We start from the raw sequence: 19,931 nt of genomic DNA, 5'->3' as shown, positions 1-19,931 counted from the left end.
ACCCATAAAGATTCTAACTAGTTTTCAACACTAACCAGTTGAGCGTGAATACATATCGGGTTTACGTGCAGAGACTATTTAGCACAAAAGACCGATACCCTTTTATCAACGAACCAATAAACAACGAACTGTTCAATTATCTTGGAGGAACTTGCAGGGAACTTGAATGCAATCCTGTAATAGTCGGAGGGCATACCGACCATGTTCACCTACTCATTCTACTTTCTCAAAAAATAGCTCTAATGAAATTGATAGAGACCATCAAAAGCCATTCTTCGGGATGGGTAAAAGGAAAAGGGCGCCAATACAAGAGTTTTTATTGGCAAAAAGGTTATGGTGCTTTTTCTGTAAACCCGACACAAATTGACGTTGTCCGTAACTATATCATAAACCAAAATGAACATCACAAAAACAAATCGTTTAAGGACGAATACAGCGCTTTTCTGAAAAAATATAATGTGGCGTATGATGCGCGATATGTATGGGATTAGGACGTATGGGGTTTTCTGGAGGAACGACCGGCTTTGGAATAGACTTCACGCCGTTGGCGCTATACCATAACCCGTCTAATATCCCGGGGCTTACACCCTGGGCTAGAGACTTCGCGCCGTTGGCGCTCGTGTTTTTAATCAATTACATACCCATGTATTCTACCCTTAGCCTGACGCCCGTCATATTGATGGACTTCATCTTGAAAATATTAATATTCATACATTGCGTTCTGATATACGTCCTGCAGCAATAACGGATGATGTTTCCGGTTTTAATAAAAGCTTATTAATTGTAAATCGAAAACAGATAGAACCTGTTACAATAAATAGAATTAATTGTAGTATTCATCTCTTTATATTTTATTTTACTCTGCTATTTGCTCCAAAACCCAATTTGTTCTGGCTCCTGAAACTCCCGTACTAGGGCATTTCCCTTTACCTTGTAGGTCATTTACAATAGTTTGGATAAGTATCTCCTGGATGTATTCAGGAACTTCAAATTCAAATTTCTTAACGGGTTCATTCTCTAATTTTAAAGTAACATGATGATCACCCCAAAAAGGAAAAGATATTTGTCCTTTGCTACCAATTATGGTTGTCATTTCATATTGCGACGCCTTACTGGTATTAAAAGCCCACAACCCTTTTCCTAAAATTCCATTTTTGAATTTAAAAACACCAACAGTGATATCATCAGCTTTATAGGCTTTTGATTGATTTTCAGAAAACCCCTTTGCCTCAGTGATAGGACCAAAAATGAAATCGAGTGCATCTAATTGATGCGAAGCCAAATCGTAAAAGTAACCGCCACCTGCAACTTCAGGATCAACTCGCCAATTATTAGAGTGGTCGTGGGTTCCTACAATTTCATTTTCAATTGTCATTTGTACCTTTATATCTATACTTCTAACGTCTCCAATAGAACCATTATCAACTAGTTCCTTTACTTTAATAATATTTGGTAGTGTTCTGCGATAAAAAGCCACATATAAAGGAACATTTGCTTTTTTACATGCTTCTACCATTGATAAGCATTCTTTATGTGAGCGTGCCATTGGTTTTTCCACATAAACCGGTTTCCCGAGAGCTGCTGCTTTCAACGTATATTCAGCATGAGTTTCCGGTGGTGTTGCAATATATATAGCGTTTATCTCAGGATCATTCAGTAAATCATCGGCATTATCGTACCACTTTTCAATACCATGTCGTTGAGCAAAATCCTTTGCTTTTTCAGAATTTCTTCTCATAACAGCCTTAACACTTGAATTGGGTACTTGTATAAGTGGTCGTCCGCTTTTTGTTTCACAAACATCACCTGCACCAATAATTCCCCAACAAATTTCATCTGTAATTTTCTGTGCCATTTTCCGAAAGGTTTTATCATTAGTTTATTTCTGTTTACAATATTCGCTAAGATTCACAGTTTGATAAAGTTATAGATTAGACTTTACACTAAAAAAAGTTTATAACCTTACTGATTGTTCTGTATTTCTTAATTCATTTTTCATTCAAGTCAGAATCTGCAATATTCAGTATTGGAAATATGTTATAGCTTAGAATTTGAGACAAATGAAATGAACTTGCTATCTGGAGACCAACTTGGGACATTTATTGATCCTTGACCACCATATATATATCCAATTATTTTGGGAGTCCCCCCATTGTAGGGCATAATTCTTAAAAGACAATGTTTATAAAATGGATGATCATTAACATCAATATCTTTTGGAAAAGAAATAAAAGCAATCCATTTTTTATCAGGACTTACGTGTGGAAACCAATCATTGTATTCATCATGCGTCAGTTGAATTTGATGGCTTCCGTCGGCATTCATTCTCCAAAGTTGCATTCTACCAGACCTGACAGAATTGAAAAAGATATGGATTCCATCAGGACTATATTCTGACCCATCGTCTAAGGTTTTTTGATTTGTTAATTGCACTTCTTCCCCAGTCAAAATATCAACTGAGTAAATGTCAAATTGTCCTTTTCTATGTCCCGTGAAAAGCATCTTTTTATTATCAGGTGACCAACCATGGAGGTATGAATTGCCAGCACCACGGGGTGTGACCTGGACAGGTGTAGCGTTGCCTTTTACAGGTAAATAATATAAAGTTGATTGATTAATATCTTCGGCATTATGGTGGCTAATCCCCATTAAGGTACCATCAAAAGTAAGAACATGATCATTATTGTTATTAATGGCAAAGCCTGTGTTAAGTGGACTTATTCTACCATCTGAGAGATTGTATCGATACAGTCGGCCTTCAGAATTATAGATTAATTGTTCTCCATCTGGCGTCCAGTTAGGAGCTTGAATGGAGTTTGAAGTGCTGTGCAATATTTGTCTATGACCGGTAGAAACTTCCAAAACTTCAAGATGACTGCCAATATAGTCTCTGTATGGCTGAAAATCCGATGGCGCAGGACGAATGATTCTAACATTTCTAAATTTAGCTACTTCCAGGATATCAGGATTATGTGAGCATACATATAGACCAACATAAACTTGCTTATTGATGCCTTCATTTATTGTTTTGACTTCAACGAAAGGGGCTCCGAAAGTTGAAGTTGACATGATAAATTCATTCCCTCTTCTTTCTAATTGAATAACGCTTGGTAAACTATCTTTGGATACTACTTCTTCCGTGTTACTTCCAATAGTGGTTCTGTATTGTAAAGACGTAAGCCCGTCACCATGAACACACGCATTTACATGTGGCGTCTCACTATTCAGATCGTTCTTTATGATCCAACCTGCTTTGCGATGAGGATCGACACCAGAGCCCAAAAACTCAACCTCTGTTCTTAAGATGAAGTCACCTTGCATGGTCGTCCATAGGTAATGGAAATCATCATTGTCAAACCACATGTTTTTTCCGCTTCCTCCAATGGTATAAGTCTGATTCTTTTCATTATACGATGCAAATCCAGAACTTTTTACCTCTCCAATATCTATATGGTTATCAAATAAACCAATTTTGGTCTGTGCGTTGACGACACCTAATCCCGAAAAAATGATTGACATTAAAAGTGTATATTTTAAATAGTTTACAAAAAACATACGAGAAAGTTTAAGAATGAAAAAATATTTAAGTGATAAAATCATCACCTTGTCTGATTTTTTAAAATTAGCTCCAATATGCGTAGTCCCGTATTTCAAGGCACTTCATCATCAAACCGAAACATTGTTTATTCAAAGCTTTACTGTTTAAATATACTAAATTGTCCCGCATTACGTATATTTACTGCTGAACTTAACCCCGCCGATGTAAGCTTCCCTTTTTTATTGCCTGATTTAACTTAATTGACATCCAGGCAATTAGAGCCAAACATATTGTCGATATTAATCCTATAATCCACATCTAATAAAGTCATTATGGCTTTTATACATTCAATTCAAATGTTCGTTCCTCTATTTCCTGCCCATTAATAATCACACTCAGGATATGCTCTCCCACATAAAACTTTCGGGTGGTTACAATCTTAAAAGACTGTTTACGTACAACTTTTGTAACTGAGTTGGCTGCATATTCCTTCTCGCTGATTTTATACACTTTCTTTGATAGACTGCCATTCTTCTTCATATAGTAAATAGCATATTCCAATCTTACCTTTTCTGATTTTGAAGACAGATTGTTCAGTGAAAAAGAAAACTCAAGTTCATCTCCCATTTTTAAGTTTTCGTTTTTCAATGTCAACTCATTAAGCTCAATTTTATCAGGCGGAGCAAAACCAAACAACTGCAATACTTCGCTATTACCTGCCTTTAATAAGGTACGGCAAGCGTGTTTGACAATCCAGTCGGTTTCTTTTGTGTTGCCTTTCCATCGTTTTGCTACCTCAATAACCGTTTCAGGATTATCCTTCGAAATATCATTGAGGTTATTGGCTACACTTTTTCGAACGTACTCAGAAGAATCATTTTTTAAAGCTTCCAAAATTGGAAGAACAGGTTCAGGATTACTTTTTAATGACTGAATTGCCATTCCCCACGGTAAGCGAGAACGACTACCTTCCGAAGCCAATCGCCTTACATGTTCATTTTCATGCTTTGTCCATTCCATAACCTTGTCTAACATTTCATCCTGATATTGGATAATGAAAGGGCGAACAGCAAATTCACATGAAGTAAATGGTGTAATGGCTTCAAAAGCAACTACAGAAGTATCAAAATGTTCCATGCCATATTTCTCAATAATATCAGGAATAAAAATATAGGCTAATTCGGCAAATTTAAATTTATCCGCTCCACTCGATTTCAAATAAGTAATCATTAGGTAAAGCTCATTTACACATTCATTAAAATCATCTGAAAGTTGTGTTCTCACAACCATAGCAATGTGATGCATGCGCTCTTTAAATTCCATTTCCTCCCAGCTTTCGATAAATATTTTGGAAAGAAAGTCTTGTTTATTAAAATCGCAATTTACGTGTGCAATGGATTCCGATACATTACACATCAATTCTTTTGAGAAGAGGTTTTTAAATAATTCAGCCATTTGTTCTACTATATATTCAGCTTATAATGCTTTTTAGTTTCTGTCTTTTTTTCGTCATCCAATGATTTTAAATAGGCTTTCCATCCTGGGCAAAAGTTAATATGCCATCGCCAAAATCTACCACTCACAGATTTAGGAGACTTATCGTATTTTGCTCTTAGTTTACATTGGTCACACATATGTTTTTTCATGATTTCTGATTTTCATAAATTAATACTGTCTGTTTCTTTTCTTCTGAATATCTAAGGATTCTTTTGCCCACTCCACAAATTTGTCGGAATTTTCCAGCACATCGCCCGGTATGTTGTAAAAAGAAAGTACGGTAGCATTGTTTTTAAAAGGTTTCAGTTGAGTTGAACCGGCTACAATATATTTCTCTTTGTTTGTATTGTCCACTTTTAGGTAAAAAATATCATTGGCAATCAAAGCAAAAGCCAAATCCTCCTGATAGAGTGCAGCACCGCCAAACATCCTGTTTACGTGTACATTTCCCCAACTTGATAACTGGTCGAGTACGTATTGCAGAAAAACATTTGAAACAGCCATCTTACTTATTTCTTGAATAAAGTTTTAAAGCTATCCATGCTACAATTAAGAGTTCAAGCCAAGCCAACGGAAAGATTTTAAATGCAGCACTCCATTCTCCAAGCCCTGAGTTTACATTGGCAATCCAAAATATACCGATAGTTGCAAAGGCCGTTACAGTTCCTGATATAAGAACCGATTTTCCGTTGCTTCCAAAAACTACCGAACAAAGCCAAAGAATAAATACTAAACGCAAAATTACAGACCGCGAAAAATTATGACGTTGATATTTGCTAAAAAACTGGTTTGACCAGAGCGAAATAGTATTTTTTATTCGAGAAAAGTCTTTGGAAATACCTCTTTGAATCGAGAAGGAGTTGTTTTATGTAGTTGAATTGTAGTACAGTTATTAAAGGCCATAAACGACATTAATTCCTTCACTAATGCCTTATTGAAAGCATCGTTAATTTTAAATCCATCTTCTAGTGCTAAATGTAAAATATGGAGGGTAGCTGTTTTTCTATCAGCTTTACAATCCATTCGGGCAACAAACTTGCCATTCCAGAGTACAGGTAACGCAAAATAGCCGTATTTACGTTTGGCTTCAGGAACATAGCATTCAATTTGATAATCAAAATTGAACAGGCTTTGTATCCGTTTCCTTTGTATTAGCAGGTTATCAAAAGGTGAAAATATTTTTAACTGGGTTCGGCTAAGTCGTTTGTCTAACAATGGTATAGCTTCGGGTAGCGCGTAATAAAATTGCCCGTTAACACTAACTTGAATCAACTCTTTATTTGACTGCATTTCTTTCAGTTCCGCAGTAACGAGCTTTTTCGTATTCTTTAATAAATAAGCGATTTCGCTATCTTGCCCAATACCGTTAGCTTTTAGGTAATTGGTTATCAGAAAACGTATGTATTCTTTTTGTGTTGGTATACTTGTATCAATGGATTTGGGCAAAACCCTTTCTGTAAGGTCATAAACTTTATGGAAATTCTTACGAGATGAAATCATGAGTTCACCTTGCATAAACAGATTTTCCAACGAACGTTTTGCAGGTTTGCTACCCCATTCAGCAACTTTCCCGTCGTGGACAAAATCTTTAGCCATCAATGCACCCTCATTTTCAATGCGTTTCAAAACGACATTCATTAGTTTTTTGTCCTTTTCGTACCAATGTTTTTCATCGCCTTTGTATATGGCTTGTTTGCGAAGAAGTGAAAACCGATAATCTTTTATTGGCAAATAAGCTGCTGCATGTGCCCAATACTCAAATATCTTTTTCTTTTCCGCCAATTCATCAATATGGGAAAGTTTATAGTGTGGATTTCTGTTCCATAATGTATGATGATGGGCACGTTGAACAGCTGAAATGGTATCTATTTGAACGTAACCAAGGTGTTCTATACTCTCTAATGTCTTATCTAAAGATGTTCCTTTTGTTTTTGCAGGAAATACGCTTTGTGATAATAACACAAGTTTCTGAGCTTCAGTTATGGAAAGTTTTTCATTCATTCGTCTAAATTAAAAATTCTCAAAGGTGACTCATGAAACTCACAAGAGTCATTTATAGTTGGGATTAAACAGGAACATACTCGTTTCATTCTGTATCACGTATTTCTTTGCGCATTCGGCTTAGGTGCTCGGCCGAAATACCGATAAATGATGCTATTTGATGTTGGGGAACTCTTGAAATTACTTGTTTATTATTTTTGAGTAGAGCAAGGTATCTTTCTTTAGGGGTTTTAATTATAAAATCCATTCGCTGAGATTCGGATTTTATAATATTCATTTTAAACATTTGATGACTCATTCTGTGAAAACCAATTACCTCCGATTGTAAAAAGTCGAGTGCTTCCATTGATAGTTCTATTGCCTCTATATCATCTAAAGCCTGGATGGTTATATCTCCTTTATGTTGTTTCAAGTAATTGATATAATCGTAAGTATGGTCATGCTCAAAATAAAAATTAGTAGTTACTTCTTTACCATCTGCAACTACAAAACCACGAGCACACCCTTGCAGAAGAATTCGAACAACATTGCATTTTTCACCTCTAAAATATCCTTTTTAGAACCAATCACTCGTTTATTTTTTCATTTATTCTTGTGATTCATTATAAATACCTTTGCTGTCAATTCGACAACACCATTTCACCTCGCTTGTCCAACCGCCATGGGTATTCAATTCTACAATTCCATTGGCAATAAGATTGTCAACTTCATTGCAACTGTTCAAGTCGTCTGAGTATATTTTTATATGTAGCCCTTCCTTTAATTTGATAGTTTTTCCTTCAGAATCCGTTTTAATGTCAGTTTGCGAAAGTAGTACTAAATCTTCTTCTATCATTTCATTAAAGTCTACATATAATCTGGCTTCTTTCATTTTTTTTTAAATTTTGGGGTAGAGTAGAGCCTGAAAGTCTACTCGAATTACTGTGACTAAAAGTAACAATAATAAGTAAACTATCAGTGCCCCCTGCACCCCTGATAATATTTCCCATTATTACTTATTTGAACGACTTTATTACCATCCCAAAATCTGAACACCGAATCTTCTTGGAATGAGGTAATTTCTTTTATTCCAAGTTCTTTTATAAAATCAACATGCTGTTTATACCAAAATAATATGTCACTATCACCAGACAACTTTTTCACTTGTCCATTAACAAGAAAGCTGATAAAAAATAATATTGAGATTGTCAGTCCTTTCATTTGTGAAATATGCGCCTTTAACCCGGATTATGCATTAGAACTTCATCGTGAACATTGAAAGTGCAATAAAACAAGGCATTACTTGAAACGAGGCATAACTTGTCCCGATTACTTTCAGGAGCATCGTTATGGTGAGTTGAAGTGAAGCAGCGGAGTGTCTTGTTTTGAAACAATTTCAATGTGTAATAGATTTTCTAATGCATGTTGCTGGTTTAACGTACCTTCTTACCGATAACGGTTCTCAGCTATACGCAGGCAGGAATTTTAATCACTTAACTTTCTGCGAAGAACTGAAATTAAAATTAGCACTTTCCTGTCCTACGAAGCACTAAACTCCTGCTTGCGTAAAGGTGATATTAGCGGGTCGTTGTTCTTTTTCATTCATTCTTCTCTATTCTGAAATAATGATGTAATAATTATTCAAGTCTCTAAATGCAAACTGCTGTTGTCCCGAATTTTCATTCAAATGAAGATCCATTTCAATATCAAGATTTAGTTTAGCTGCCCTTTCCCACACTTCTTTTAGTTCCGAAACTCTGAAATACAAAATAAGTCCGTTACCAACTCCAATGTTTAGGTCTTTCATTGTCGGGTGGTCGTGTTCACCCCAACGATGAAGACAAAGGATAACTTCTCCTTTTTGGTTTGCTAACATTTCAAAATTGTCGCCACCGTGATTACTCTTTAATTTCAGCAAGTCTTGATAAAATTTTGAAGTTTTAGCAACGTCATTTACGGCAATTATGGTTTCTAATCTTGTCATACCTATTTATGATTTTGTTCGTCTCAGTTCCAACTGACCACCTATTACCGGCAAAGTCTTTAAAAGAGCCCCTGTCTTTTTACAATGACCGCGTAGAGTAGAGCCTGATAGCTTACTCCAATTAATACCACTACAAGTAATAATTATTAATAAACTATCAGCGCCCCCTGCATCAAACCGTATCCCGATGTTCGTGGACAGGCTGTGAAGTTTTCCCTCATATGCTTACGCTGAAGCTTCAGCATAGGCGCTACGGCTTACCGATAGTGTTCTCTATTTGCTTTTCATATGAACCTAACCAGCACACGTAAAGCTTATTAGCTGAATGAACCACTTGTGACTTCCCTTCATATTTGAACAAACATATACCAATATTTAGAATCAACTACTTAATTATTTCGACCAAATAGGACAAAGCCAGTACGGATAGTATTGAGTTTTAATAAAAAAATATGGAGAAATTTGGATTACAACATAGAAGGGGTCGTAGGCTGATTTGAAAATTGAACCTCAGAAATCCCAGCAAGACGAGGCTAAGGTTTTGGTTATACATTTATTCTTTTCACTAGCCGAAGCCTTAGCTTCGGTGAACTTATTTAATGCGCTAAACTCCCTAATTTTCACTGAAAGCCTATGCCCTTTATTTTTTGTTGGGCTTACGTTTTTCATTTAAATCTATACTTTGTTGTATTTTTATCTCCGAATTTCTCAATCCATTCGTTCTCTACTGCATATTTCAAATCGCGACTCGCTGTTGCTGAAGATATTTCTCTAAAATTTTTCAAATATTCTTTGCGTTCAAAAAAGTCTTCCTTTACGATGGATTTAAACAGATTTAATCGGTCTATGTTTGTTAAACTTACATTCTGAATATTTAATAACTCCTCTAATGATTCTAGCACAATCTCCAGCATAAATTCGATAAATACGGTTGATTCTCCTGTATTATCGGACTTTCCTAACGATTCAAAATATTGTTCTTGTCGTTGTTTTATCAAAGTCTCTATAGGCAGAAATTCAAATACAGGATAAGCATCTTTTAAAATCAATGTCTGCCACAATCGTCCCATTCTTCCATTTCCATCAATGAATGGATGTATAAACTCCATTTCATAATGGAAAACACAACTTTTAATTAAAACCAAATCATCATCATTTTTTATATAAGCAAATAAATCATTCATTAGAGGTTTAAGCATGTCACTAGATGGAGCAATATGAGTTACCTCGGAACCTTTTACTATTCCAACCGATTTGCTTCTTAACCTTCCTGCTGAATCAATAAGCCCATTCATAAGAATTCCATGAGCTTCACAGAATGAGTCAAAACTATATGGGTTTAATTTATCAAGATAGTCGTAAACAGCAATTGCATTTTTCACCTCTAAAATATCCTTTTTAGAACCAATCACTCGTTTATTTTCAACAATTGCAGTTATTTGCTCTATTGTCAGTGTATTACCTTCAATTTCAAGCGATGAATGAATTGTTTTAATCCGGTTCTTTTTTCTTAATTCAGTTGGAGGCTTGCTCAAATGAGCAGAATTAAGCTCTCCAATCTTTTCTGAAATCGAAGCAACTAGTTTTAATATTTTTCCTGTTACACTATATGGTGGTTTCATAAATCACAATATTGATAGTATCATTTGATAGTATCAAAGATAGTCATTGAAAGTCATTTTACAAGATATTCATTGATTAGTAGTCTCGCTTTAAATAAAGCCTCACGTTCACTGGATGAAGCGTGCGGAAATTTGATGAACCAGACCTCCCAAACCGCATCAGAGCCAAAGCTTTTATTTGTTCTTATCTTTTAATTTCCCTCACCAAATCAAAGGTTTGGCGGTGTTCAAACTCCTTGCTAAACTTCCAAAACACTACTGTATCCGCATGCTTTATTCCAGATTGTGTGTGCTAAACCCGCATTGCGGGAGCTTAGGGTAAAAATAGTACATCACTACAAAATGACCTTACTTTATATTCCTTTTTATATAGAAAGGGTTTCAATTTCACAATTAAATTAAACTTAGTTGACAGATATTTCTTCGTAACTTGCAACTGATTCATTTTCTTTGACTTAAAAAAAAGCACGATTTATTTGCACCATATAAAAAAATGCGGAACAACACCTTACAGCTATTTTCGTTCAAAAAAAGCGATTGAAACCACTATATAAAAATTAATAATTTTATCATCTGTTTACGAGAGATTGTTTAGTTCAACAAACCCTCCAATCTAAACCGTATGCAAGCAACGCTTTTTTGGAGGCTAAGTGTTGTAATTAGTTGTTTTTTATCTGAGCACCTTCAATTTGATACTGGGAAATTTGTCTTTCCAAGCTGATGCTAATTCTTTAAATTATTCATAATCTTTTTCGTTGTCAAAATATAATTCAAACTTATAATTATTCTTCTCGTAGTTGAATTTAACATAATTATCCAATCCGGTCACAAGTTTCTTGTCTCTCATAGCTTGAGGTCGAAGGTATTCCATACTTTTATGGAATGGTTGCCCATCAAAACCTCTGAGCTTTATTTTAAGATTATTGATTTGAGAAATATCATAAGAGTTCTTTCTTTGGTTGTGTTCAATTTGAAGAATGTTATTTTCCACCAGTAATTCACCAACTTTTTTATGTCTTTTTATTGGTAATACAGGAACAATCCGTAAGGTTTGCAGTAATTCGCGAAGTAAGGGTTGTCCAGCCGGTATGACCGCAGCCCGAAGCTATGATTTTTTTAATTTGAATTTAGCCTATGCATTTTGCCCTTTATTACCGCCTGGCATTTCCCTAATAATTTAAGCCAAAAGCCCATAAAGGTAATATATTCATATACCCAAATTCAATGTCATCTTTCACGATATATGATTTTCCATCTTTTTCTATCTGTTTTTGCTGTTTATTCTTCCCTCCAACTTCGAATGTAAAGTCTTTGATAACAAAATCAGCATTCTTTGATGATATAACTTCATTTCTTACTCTCATTTGATTCAGAAAAAAGGTTTCTCTAATATTACCTATATTAGATTTTTCGCCAGCTAAACTATAAATTAAATTGGTGTTGTCACGATAGACTTTATCAACTTTACCTAAACCTCGAATTCCACTAGTCTCATTTCGTAGTTGACCGATAAGGCCTGCCTTTTCCATATACGTAAAGTAGTCATCTAAAGAGTTTCTACTAACATTAATCATTTCGGCAATCTTTGATAAATTGGGTTTGAATGGAACACTTTCAGAGATTATTGATAGTAAACGCTTCAATTTACGACTAGTTGCAACATTCATATTTGCATATTGAGGAATGTCGGTTTCTAAGGTTTGAACTACAATTTGTCCTAACCGAAGATTAAGCTCATTTTCAATTCCAAATGGATAATAACCTCGCTGCAGATAGTCATTGAATAATGGTAGTGGGTGTTTTATATCCGGAAGCTGAATCTTCCCATTAACAATATGTTCTAAGGTGAAAGTTTCAACTTTTTTATTATGGAAGAAATTAAGGTATTCTCTAAAAGAAAGTCCATGTAATCTATATATTAATGCACGTCTACTTAGATCAGCAGAACCTTTAAGTATGTCAAGTACAGAAGACCCCGTAAATACAACCTTTAAGTCTGGATATGAGTCATAAATATTTTTTAATTCTCGAGACCATTCTTCGTATTTATGAATCTCATCAATAAATAAGTATTTCCCAGCATTCTTATAAAAAATATCAGCTAAGTCTACTAACCTGTTTTCGCTAAAGTACATATCGTCAGCTGATACGTACAAAGCTCGTTTACTACCTAAGTTTTCTTTTATATATTGCAGAATCATTGTTGTTTTTCCAACACCTCTAGGACCAATAATCCCGACCATTCGGCTATTCCAAGAAATTTCTTGATACAGATACCGCTTAAAATCTGTATTCGTATTTTGTAATAAAATCTGAAATTTCTGATATAGAGTTCTCATCATTTTAAACTATTTGTTTATACAAATACATTAAAATGCACAGTAGAATGTGCAATATTTGAATATATTGTATTATTAATAGTGCAATGTCATTTTTTGTACTTGGCGGGTAGAGTAGAGCCTGATAGCTTACTCCAATTAATACCACTACAAGTAATAATTATAAATAAACTATCAGCGCCCCTGCATCAAACCGTATCCCGATGTTCGTGGACAGGCTGTGAAGTTTTCCCTCATATGGCTTACCGATAAAGTTCTTCATTTGCTTTTCATATGAACCTACCCGGTACATGTATAGTTCATTAGCTATATGAACTACTTGTGACTTATCTTCATATTTGAACAAACATATAACGACGTTTAGAATCAACTATAATTATTTCAGCCAAATAGGACAAAGCCAGTAAGGATAGTATCAATTCTATATTCACATCTCTAAGCAGAGCCCCTTCCCTATGTAGCGTTTTGTTGTCGCTACAGTCAATGGTACAATGGGCTCCTCCGACTTCTCTTGTTCCCCTGCCGAACTTCGCTATGCTTATATCAGCCAGTTTAAGCGACAATCCTCACGGACATAACTGTCGGCAGCTCTTCTAAATGAACAGTACATTATTGCGATAAGAGAGAGCAGAATCAAGCTTGCTTGAATTATGCCGAACGGAGCAATGATCTTTAAGAAAATTATTTAGGTAGGATTTACACCTACTGGATTACCACAGCTTCGCTGCAGGTATCGACTAAAATAGGATATGTGCTAACATCCTGCTCAGGTAAAATTTATTAAGGATTTGGGGACACATTTTCAACTATTCTTTGCATATGGCGTCAAGTTAAAACTAAGCTCCTTCAGGTAAGCATCTGCATGATTGGAATAATTAATAATAAACTCCTGTAGCTCTTTGGGTTTGGCCGTCAACAATTGAGCCCCGTCCATTCGTTTTTCGTGCTTTATCCTGATTTTTTGGGTTTTAAGCAAGTCTTCCAACAACTCACTATTAAACCATTTTACCGTTAGCTCATTTTCGTTGAATTCGAGTTTGGCAAAGGTGTGAACGGGCATCAAATGAATAATGGCAAAAATATTTTCGTAAGGCATTTCCTCCAATAAAAAGTCGAGGTAATATTCGTTTTTTAAATGAACGATATGAATTTTGAACTCAACAACGTCCTTGGGGTTTTCGCTGGGGTATAACTTTAACCAGTAAGTTTTGTTTTGCGGACTTTTCTGATTCTCAGTTTTTACATTTTTACCAAATAAACTAATTTCCCATACCAGTGAATCTTTCGAAACTTCCTCTGTAATCAGCCTCGACATCCAGGTACCCATTATCCTGTCGTCTTTTACCAGTTCATTTTTTGTGTAAAGCGGGTAAAACGACATAACGGTACATTGACTTAAAACCACTATGATAAAGCCTAGGGTGAGCACGTTTAGTAAACTTCTGTGTGGCAATAATTTGTTTGTTTTCATAGGGATTGAATTTAAAAATTTATTCTACAATATCTCAATAAATTCAATACCCAAACACACTTTTATCGATAAACACGATCTGCATGTCGAAAAATGATTAAACGAGGTAACAACTCCCGTTACGTGTTTGGTTTGAGAAGTTATCGATAGTCCAATACTGACCCATAAAAAAGTAAGTATAAAGTTTTAACCCGGATTATGCATTAGAACTTCGTCGTGAACATTGAAAGTGCAATCTTACTAGGTTTTCATCGTTCTGGTGAGTTGAAGTGAAGCAGCGGAGTGTCTTGTTTTGAAACAATTTCAATGTGTAATAGAATTTCCAATGCATATTGCGGGTTTAAGTGATAATATTTTGCTTAACGCTAAATTACTTTTACGATATTACCAAAAACCCTACAATATACTAAGGACAAAAGGGAGCTATTTAAGGGAGATTTCAATCCTATCCCTTACCCTAAGTAAAGTCTTTAGAAAAGGTGATAAGCATTTTATTCGTTTTTGACATAACCGTATTTCTCCATCATAGAATCGGCCGTATATCGCAACACTTTTGGTTTTCCCGATCCACGAGCCTCTTTAATAGCCACTTTCCAAGCCTCTTTAAGTTCATTCAAAATATCGATATATTGTTCTTTATTCACCAGATTCTTTACCTCCTGAGGATCATTTTTCAGGTTATACAGTTCCTCGTACACGGGTTCCTCCCCGTTTAGCGGCCCTTCCACAAACGTTCGGTATAATGCGATATCAGGATCGTGTACCGAGTACAACATTTGATTGACATTTAAACCAAGATCTTTGGCAATGGCTATTTTAGCTGTAGCCGATACATTTTCATTTTTATAATAACGTATATATTTCCATTCCATGTTTTGGATGGATTCGCAACGCGGATTACCAAACTGTGTGGACCAGAGGTTTTCGGTAAACAAATAATCCCTTACTTTTTCCTGCTTTCCGCTCAACAAGGCCGATAAATCTTTACCTTGAAATTCCTTTGGTTGGTCGATACCTCCATAGCTTACCATAGTTGAGGCAATATCAATGGATTGAACCAACGCGTCGTTCACTTTACCTCTGACCTTCTTTTTATCCATGGGGTTATAAACAATCATAGGTACGTGCGTTGTTTCCTCATAACAAAGTGCTTTACCTCCCAGCCCCTGTTGCCCCATAAATAAACCATGATCGGAAGTATAAAAAATGATGGTATTTTTATCCAGACCTTTTTCTTTCAAAGTTTTCCTAAGGTTCCCGAATAAACCATCGATACCAGTCATGGCCTGCATCTGACGGATAATACGTTCCTTATTGTCTTTAGGATTATCCACGTAGTTATAACCCGTTTGACGGTCGTATGCCCTATGAATATCAAGCGGAAGCTTAGGAGTTTTTATATCTGCTTTTGCCACATAATTCTCTGGCATTGCAATATCCAAATCGCGGTATAAATCACGGTAAATTATCGAATCCGAAGGCAATTGTTTCATGGTTCCCGTACTTGCGCCATGTGGAAGGTTAAAGCAAATACTTAAACAGAAAGGTTTATCTTTAGGGCGCTTGTCTATAAAGTGAAGCGCTCCCTCCATACGGTGTTCGTTGCTGAAAAAATCATTAACACCCTCATTGATTACCTCAACCTGCGTATCATTCCTGGCACCTGTAAATATTTTATGTCGCTTTTTAGGATAGAATGATAGGTGTCCATGACCTGCATACCAATAATCGAACGACTTTTCCATTAAACCGCTTTGGTACCCACCTTCTCCAATAGGCGAATGGTTTTTGCCTATATAACCTGTGTAGTAGCCATTCTCTCTCATCACCACGGGATACGATTTCTCCCAGGCCTCGGGTGCAACACTGGTTCCCGAGTTAAAGTTTACACCATGCTTACGTTCAAACTGCCCCAGCAAAATAGAAATCCGGCTGGGAGTGCAGATAGCACTGGTTATATGCGCATTTGAAAATCGAACGCCATCATCTGCTAATTTATCGATGTTGGGTGTTTTTACGATAGAGTTTCCTTCACATCCCAACAAACCATATTGTTGGTCGTCGGTTAATATAAAAATGATATTGGGTTTCTCCTGGGCTTTAGCTACCCATCCAAGCAAGATTAGGAACGCTGGAATTATTAATTTCAGTTTCATCAATTCTTTTAAATTATAATCTATGAAAATTAGACTTGTGTTATTAAGCGTTTAAATTTCTGCCCACGGATGACTGTAAGCTGCCTACTTTTTTCTTTCTCCAGCCGTTGCTTTTCTTATAAACGATTCACGTTTTTCTACCTCTTTCGAAATATTTGCAGCATGTGGATCTGTCCAAAGGCCAGGGACAGTTCCTCTATTCCAGTCTTTATACTCCTTCTCCAATTCTTTCAGTATTTCTGGTTTAGCACTGGCTAAATTGGTATGTTCATATGGATCTTTTTCTATGTCGAACAAGAAAAATTCATTGTTTTTAAAACCTGACATTACCATTTTATATTTTCCTTTAAGAACAGCGTAACCAGCCCCATCAGAATATCTCCAGAACAGTGTGTTATGTGGAGCCTTGTTAACCTCGCCGTTAAAATATGGGAGTAAGTTAACCCCATCTAACTCTTTGTTTTTAGGACACTTTACATCTGTTGCGGCCAAAACAGTTGGAAAAATATCTAAAGCTGAAACGGCCTTGTCGTATACCTGTCCCCCTTTAATATTGCCTTTCCAGGTTACTGAAAATGGAACACGGATACCGCCTTCAAATAGCATTCCTTTATGTCCCCGATAAGGTTCGCTACGCGCCCCATTGGTTGCTGCACCATTGTCACTGTAATAAAAAATGATTGTATTTTCATACTCCCCTTCTTCCTTCAACTTCTGAATTACCTTACCAACACCAACATCCATACCAACCACCATAGCTGCATAAGCAGCACGGTAACCGTCTTCAATATGACTCACCATATCGGTATACTGCTTTGTTGCGTGAATAGGTGAATGTGGTGCATTATAAGCCAAATACATAAAGAAGGGCTTGTCATTTTTAGAATATTCGTCGATATATTCAACTGCTGCATCAGAAAAGTCGTCTGTCAAATAGGTTATTTCAGACATAGGAACTGGTTTCCCGTCCCTTAACACGCCTCCCATTGGTCCCCGCCCTTTTTTAGGTTCTCCCCAGTAGCTTAGTCCACCGCCCCAGAATCCGAACCAGTCATCGAACCCTCTTTTATTAGGCCAATAATTAATGGAATCTCCTAAATGCCATTTCCCGATTGCACAAGTCTGAAAATCGTGTTTTTTCAGCACTTCCGACATCATCAACTCATCTAGTGGTAATCCATCATCCGCTTTTGCATCTTCGTAAGGCAAGTTACACTCATGACCAAAACGATGCTGATATCTACCTGAGAGTAAACCAGCTCTACTCGGGCTGCAATAGGGGTGCGAGGCATAACCTTGCGAACAAATAACCCCGTCTTTTGCCAAAGCATCCAGGTTTGGTGTTGGAATATCGGTACATCCATTAAATCCAACATCTCCCCACCCCTGATCGTCGGATAAAATAATTAGGACATTGGGCGATTTCTTTTTTTGGCCATTAATTGTTAAAAACGATACTGCAATAAGCAGTATAAAAAGTAAACGTTGCATTGTATTATATTTTAAATATCTGATTGTTTATTATCGATATCCAAAATTAACAATAAGCGTATCTGTTATGCATGAATTTTAAACAGAAAAAAGGGGGTGGTTTATGTTTTAACGGGTAAAATTAGCGGTTAATAATAGACTTACACATACGCTTTAAATGAGATAAGCCAACAGCCCAAGTATCTTTTTAGTCTGCATCCTTTAATAGGAATACAACCAAATTATACGTACAAAAAAAGGAGCCAGCATATACATTCCTATATCCGTACTCCCTCATTCTCTTCATATGATATATTCCTATTTTCCACCAAATAATTTATACACCTCGCTACCCGCACTTAAAAACGCGCCCGTTCCATAAACCTCTGTTTTATCTGGCCAGGCTTTACCCGGAGCGGCGCCAATGGGTTGAACATATCCTAACATTCCATCTTTTGTGATATGGCCTACCATGGCGTTCCATCCTTTTTTAACTGCGGGTCCGTAAGTTCCTTTATCCAATATGCCTTGATTGATACCCCATGCCAAACCAAAGGTAAAAAACGACGAACCACTAGTTTCTGGTGTTGGATAAAACTTCTGACCCAACAAACTCATGGCCCAATGTCCTTCCGCTGTTTGAATTTCCAAAAGCTTTTTGGCCATCTTCTTATAGATGCCCAAGAAATATTTGTACTGCTTACTTTGGGGTTCCAGTTCAACTAAAATATTCACCAATCCGGCAAATACCCATCCATTCCCCCTCGACCAGAATATTTTAGTACCATTATCTAACTTACCAATATAATTTTGGTCACGATAATACAAGTTCTCTTTTTTATCGAATAAGAAATCAGTGGTTGCTTTAAATTCTGTTACCATAAAGTCCAGATATTTTTTTTCTCCTGTTATCCGATATAGCTTGGCCCAAACCGGAGGCGACATAAACAAGGCATCACACCAGTTCCAGCGGTCTTGGTGGTATGGTGTTTTCCAATCCAATATGCTTTGCGAAGGATGATACATAATGTAATTGAATTGTTTAATGGTAGGTTCAATCATTTTTTTGTCACCATACTTCCTGTACAGTTCGCAATATAATTGACCTACCGTATGGTCATCAGCATGGTACTGGCGACGATGAAGTTTCCATTCCTGATCCTCACTTATTTTCTTTAACCAATCGTAATAAGTATCGTCACCAGCCATTGCTGCCCATTTTACCATACCTATATACAGTGCTCCGTTTGTCCAATCGGCAATATGGTGTGGTTTCTTTCCGCTGAAATGATCTCGAAAGTGCTCTATCTGCCAATCCGCTACCCGTTTCATGTTCTTTTTGACTTCAGAAGGTTTAATTTCTTGGGCAGTTAAGTTTACACTACAGACTATAAGTAATGCGATGAATAGTTTTTTCATGATGTATAGATTTATTATAAATTTTAAAAACTTAGTATCACAAATTAAATTATTTTTCCCTTTACAAAGCCCAAATTGGGGATCTTAACGGTACTTGTAACCGTTCCAACCCATTATATCTCCTTTCTAAAACCATAGAAGACATCGATATAGCGAAACTTTAAAAGATAACTTTGATCATCTGATATGAATTACCTATTTTATTAAAATAGCTAAATTAACTTCCTTACCCCCAATACCAATAACCTGATAACGCCCACTATCAAATAAAATATGATAGCTAATATAGCAACAAAACCCAGCGAGGTAAGTAATTCGCCCCAAAGTGTTTTATAGGTTATTATTGAGTAGATATTTAATCCAAATGCAATTAAAAATACGATCAACAATATCCTTAATTCTTTCCTTACCGAAGTTCCTTTTAATACGATATCTTTCATTCTATTCAGCTTATT

Annotated in this window: 17 protein-coding genes; 1 reads left to right on the top strand and 16 read right to left on the bottom strand. The window is 36.1% G+C overall.

Going from position 1 to position 19,931, the window contains the following annotated elements; translation table 11 throughout:
- Nucleotides 1-44: 44 nt before the first annotated feature.
- Nucleotides 45-491, top strand: a complete 447-nt coding sequence (gene tnpA, locus ACRD64_RS22910) for an IS200/IS605 family transposase (RefSeq protein WP_430936506.1) — start codon at nucleotides 45-47, stop codon at nucleotides 489-491.
- Between the two features lie 365 nt (nucleotides 492-856).
- On the opposite strand, the gene ACRD64_RS22905 is transcribed toward tnpA, so the two are convergent.
- The 16 genes from ACRD64_RS22905 to ACRD64_RS22830 form a co-directional block, all read right to left on the bottom strand.
- Nucleotides 857-1,855: a Gfo/Idh/MocA family protein gene (locus ACRD64_RS22905; protein ID WP_430936504.1), complete on the bottom strand. Its 999-nt coding sequence runs from the start codon at nucleotides 1,853-1,855 to the stop codon at nucleotides 857-859.
- 182 nt (nucleotides 1,856-2,037) lie between these two features.
- The gene (locus tag ACRD64_RS22900) at nucleotides 2,038-3,600 is read right to left on the bottom strand and encodes a TolB family protein (RefSeq protein WP_430936508.1); all 1,563 of its coding nucleotides are present in this window, start codon (nucleotides 3,598-3,600) and stop codon (nucleotides 2,038-2,040) included.
- Between the two features lie 277 nt (nucleotides 3,601-3,877).
- Nucleotides 3,878-4,993, bottom strand: a complete 1,116-nt coding sequence (locus tag ACRD64_RS22895; protein ID WP_430936502.1) for a DNA alkylation repair protein — start codon at nucleotides 4,991-4,993, stop codon at nucleotides 3,878-3,880.
- Nucleotides 4,994-5,203: 210 nt separating this feature from the next.
- A complete protein-coding gene (locus ACRD64_RS22890) occupies nucleotides 5,204-5,539 on the bottom strand; it encodes a TfoX/Sxy family protein (protein ID WP_430936500.1) in 336 nt (111 codons plus the stop codon).
- A 309-nt stretch (nucleotides 5,540-5,848) separates the two neighbouring features.
- Nucleotides 5,849-7,036 carry a winged helix-turn-helix domain-containing protein gene (locus tag ACRD64_RS22885; RefSeq protein WP_430936498.1) on the bottom strand — a complete coding sequence of 396 codons (1,188 nt, stop codon included), beginning with the start codon at nucleotides 7,034-7,036 and terminating at the stop codon, nucleotides 5,849-5,851.
- Nucleotides 7,037-7,121: 85 nt separating this feature from the next.
- Complete coding sequence (locus ACRD64_RS22880; protein ID WP_430936496.1) at nucleotides 7,122-7,448, bottom strand: Crp/Fnr family transcriptional regulator; 327 nt, start codon at nucleotides 7,446-7,448, stop codon at nucleotides 7,122-7,124.
- A 174-nt stretch (nucleotides 7,449-7,622) separates the two neighbouring features.
- Nucleotides 7,623-7,907, bottom strand: a complete 285-nt coding sequence (locus tag ACRD64_RS22875) for a hypothetical protein (protein ID WP_430936494.1) — start codon at nucleotides 7,905-7,907, stop codon at nucleotides 7,623-7,625.
- Nucleotides 7,908-8,627: 720 nt separating this feature from the next.
- A complete protein-coding gene (locus ACRD64_RS22870) occupies nucleotides 8,628-8,999 on the bottom strand; it encodes a VOC family protein (protein WP_430936492.1) in 372 nt (123 codons plus the stop codon).
- Nucleotides 9,000-9,664: 665 nt separating this feature from the next.
- Nucleotides 9,665-10,621: a Fic family protein gene (locus tag ACRD64_RS22865; RefSeq protein WP_430936490.1), complete on the bottom strand. Its 957-nt coding sequence runs from the start codon at nucleotides 10,619-10,621 to the stop codon at nucleotides 9,665-9,667.
- 736 nt (nucleotides 10,622-11,357) lie between these two features.
- A complete protein-coding gene (locus tag ACRD64_RS22860; protein WP_430936488.1) occupies nucleotides 11,358-11,612 on the bottom strand; it encodes a hypothetical protein in 255 nt (84 codons plus the stop codon).
- A gap of 178 nt (nucleotides 11,613-11,790) precedes the next feature.
- Complete coding sequence (locus ACRD64_RS22855) at nucleotides 11,791-12,963, bottom strand: ATP-binding protein (protein ID WP_430936486.1); 1,173 nt, start codon at nucleotides 12,961-12,963, stop codon at nucleotides 11,791-11,793.
- A 799-nt stretch (nucleotides 12,964-13,762) separates the two neighbouring features.
- Nucleotides 13,763-14,431, bottom strand: a complete 669-nt coding sequence (locus ACRD64_RS22850; protein WP_430936484.1) for a hypothetical protein — start codon at nucleotides 14,429-14,431, stop codon at nucleotides 13,763-13,765.
- A gap of 491 nt (nucleotides 14,432-14,922) precedes the next feature.
- Entirely contained in the window at nucleotides 14,923-16,587 is a 1,665-nt protein-coding gene (locus ACRD64_RS22845; protein ID WP_430936482.1) for a sulfatase-like hydrolase/transferase, read from the bottom strand.
- 84 nt (nucleotides 16,588-16,671) lie between these two features.
- A complete protein-coding gene (locus ACRD64_RS22840) occupies nucleotides 16,672-18,078 on the bottom strand; it encodes a sulfatase family protein (RefSeq protein ID WP_430936480.1) in 1,407 nt (468 codons plus the stop codon).
- Nucleotides 18,079-18,375: 297 nt separating this feature from the next.
- The gene (locus ACRD64_RS22835; RefSeq protein ID WP_430936478.1) at nucleotides 18,376-19,476 is read right to left on the bottom strand and encodes a glycoside hydrolase family 88/105 protein; all 1,101 of its coding nucleotides are present in this window, start codon (nucleotides 19,474-19,476) and stop codon (nucleotides 18,376-18,378) included.
- Between the two features lie 212 nt (nucleotides 19,477-19,688).
- Nucleotides 19,689-19,916 carry a hypothetical protein gene (locus ACRD64_RS22830; RefSeq protein ID WP_430936476.1) on the bottom strand — a complete coding sequence of 76 codons (228 nt, stop codon included), beginning with the start codon at nucleotides 19,914-19,916 and terminating at the stop codon, nucleotides 19,689-19,691.
- Nucleotides 19,917-19,931: the final 15 nt, after the last annotated feature.

This window comes from Saccharicrinis sp. 156, assembly GCF_050589685.1.
Taxonomy (GTDB): domain Bacteria; phylum Bacteroidota; class Bacteroidia; order Bacteroidales; family Marinilabiliaceae; genus Saccharicrinis.
This window is presented reverse-complemented; position numbering and strand designations above follow the sequence as displayed.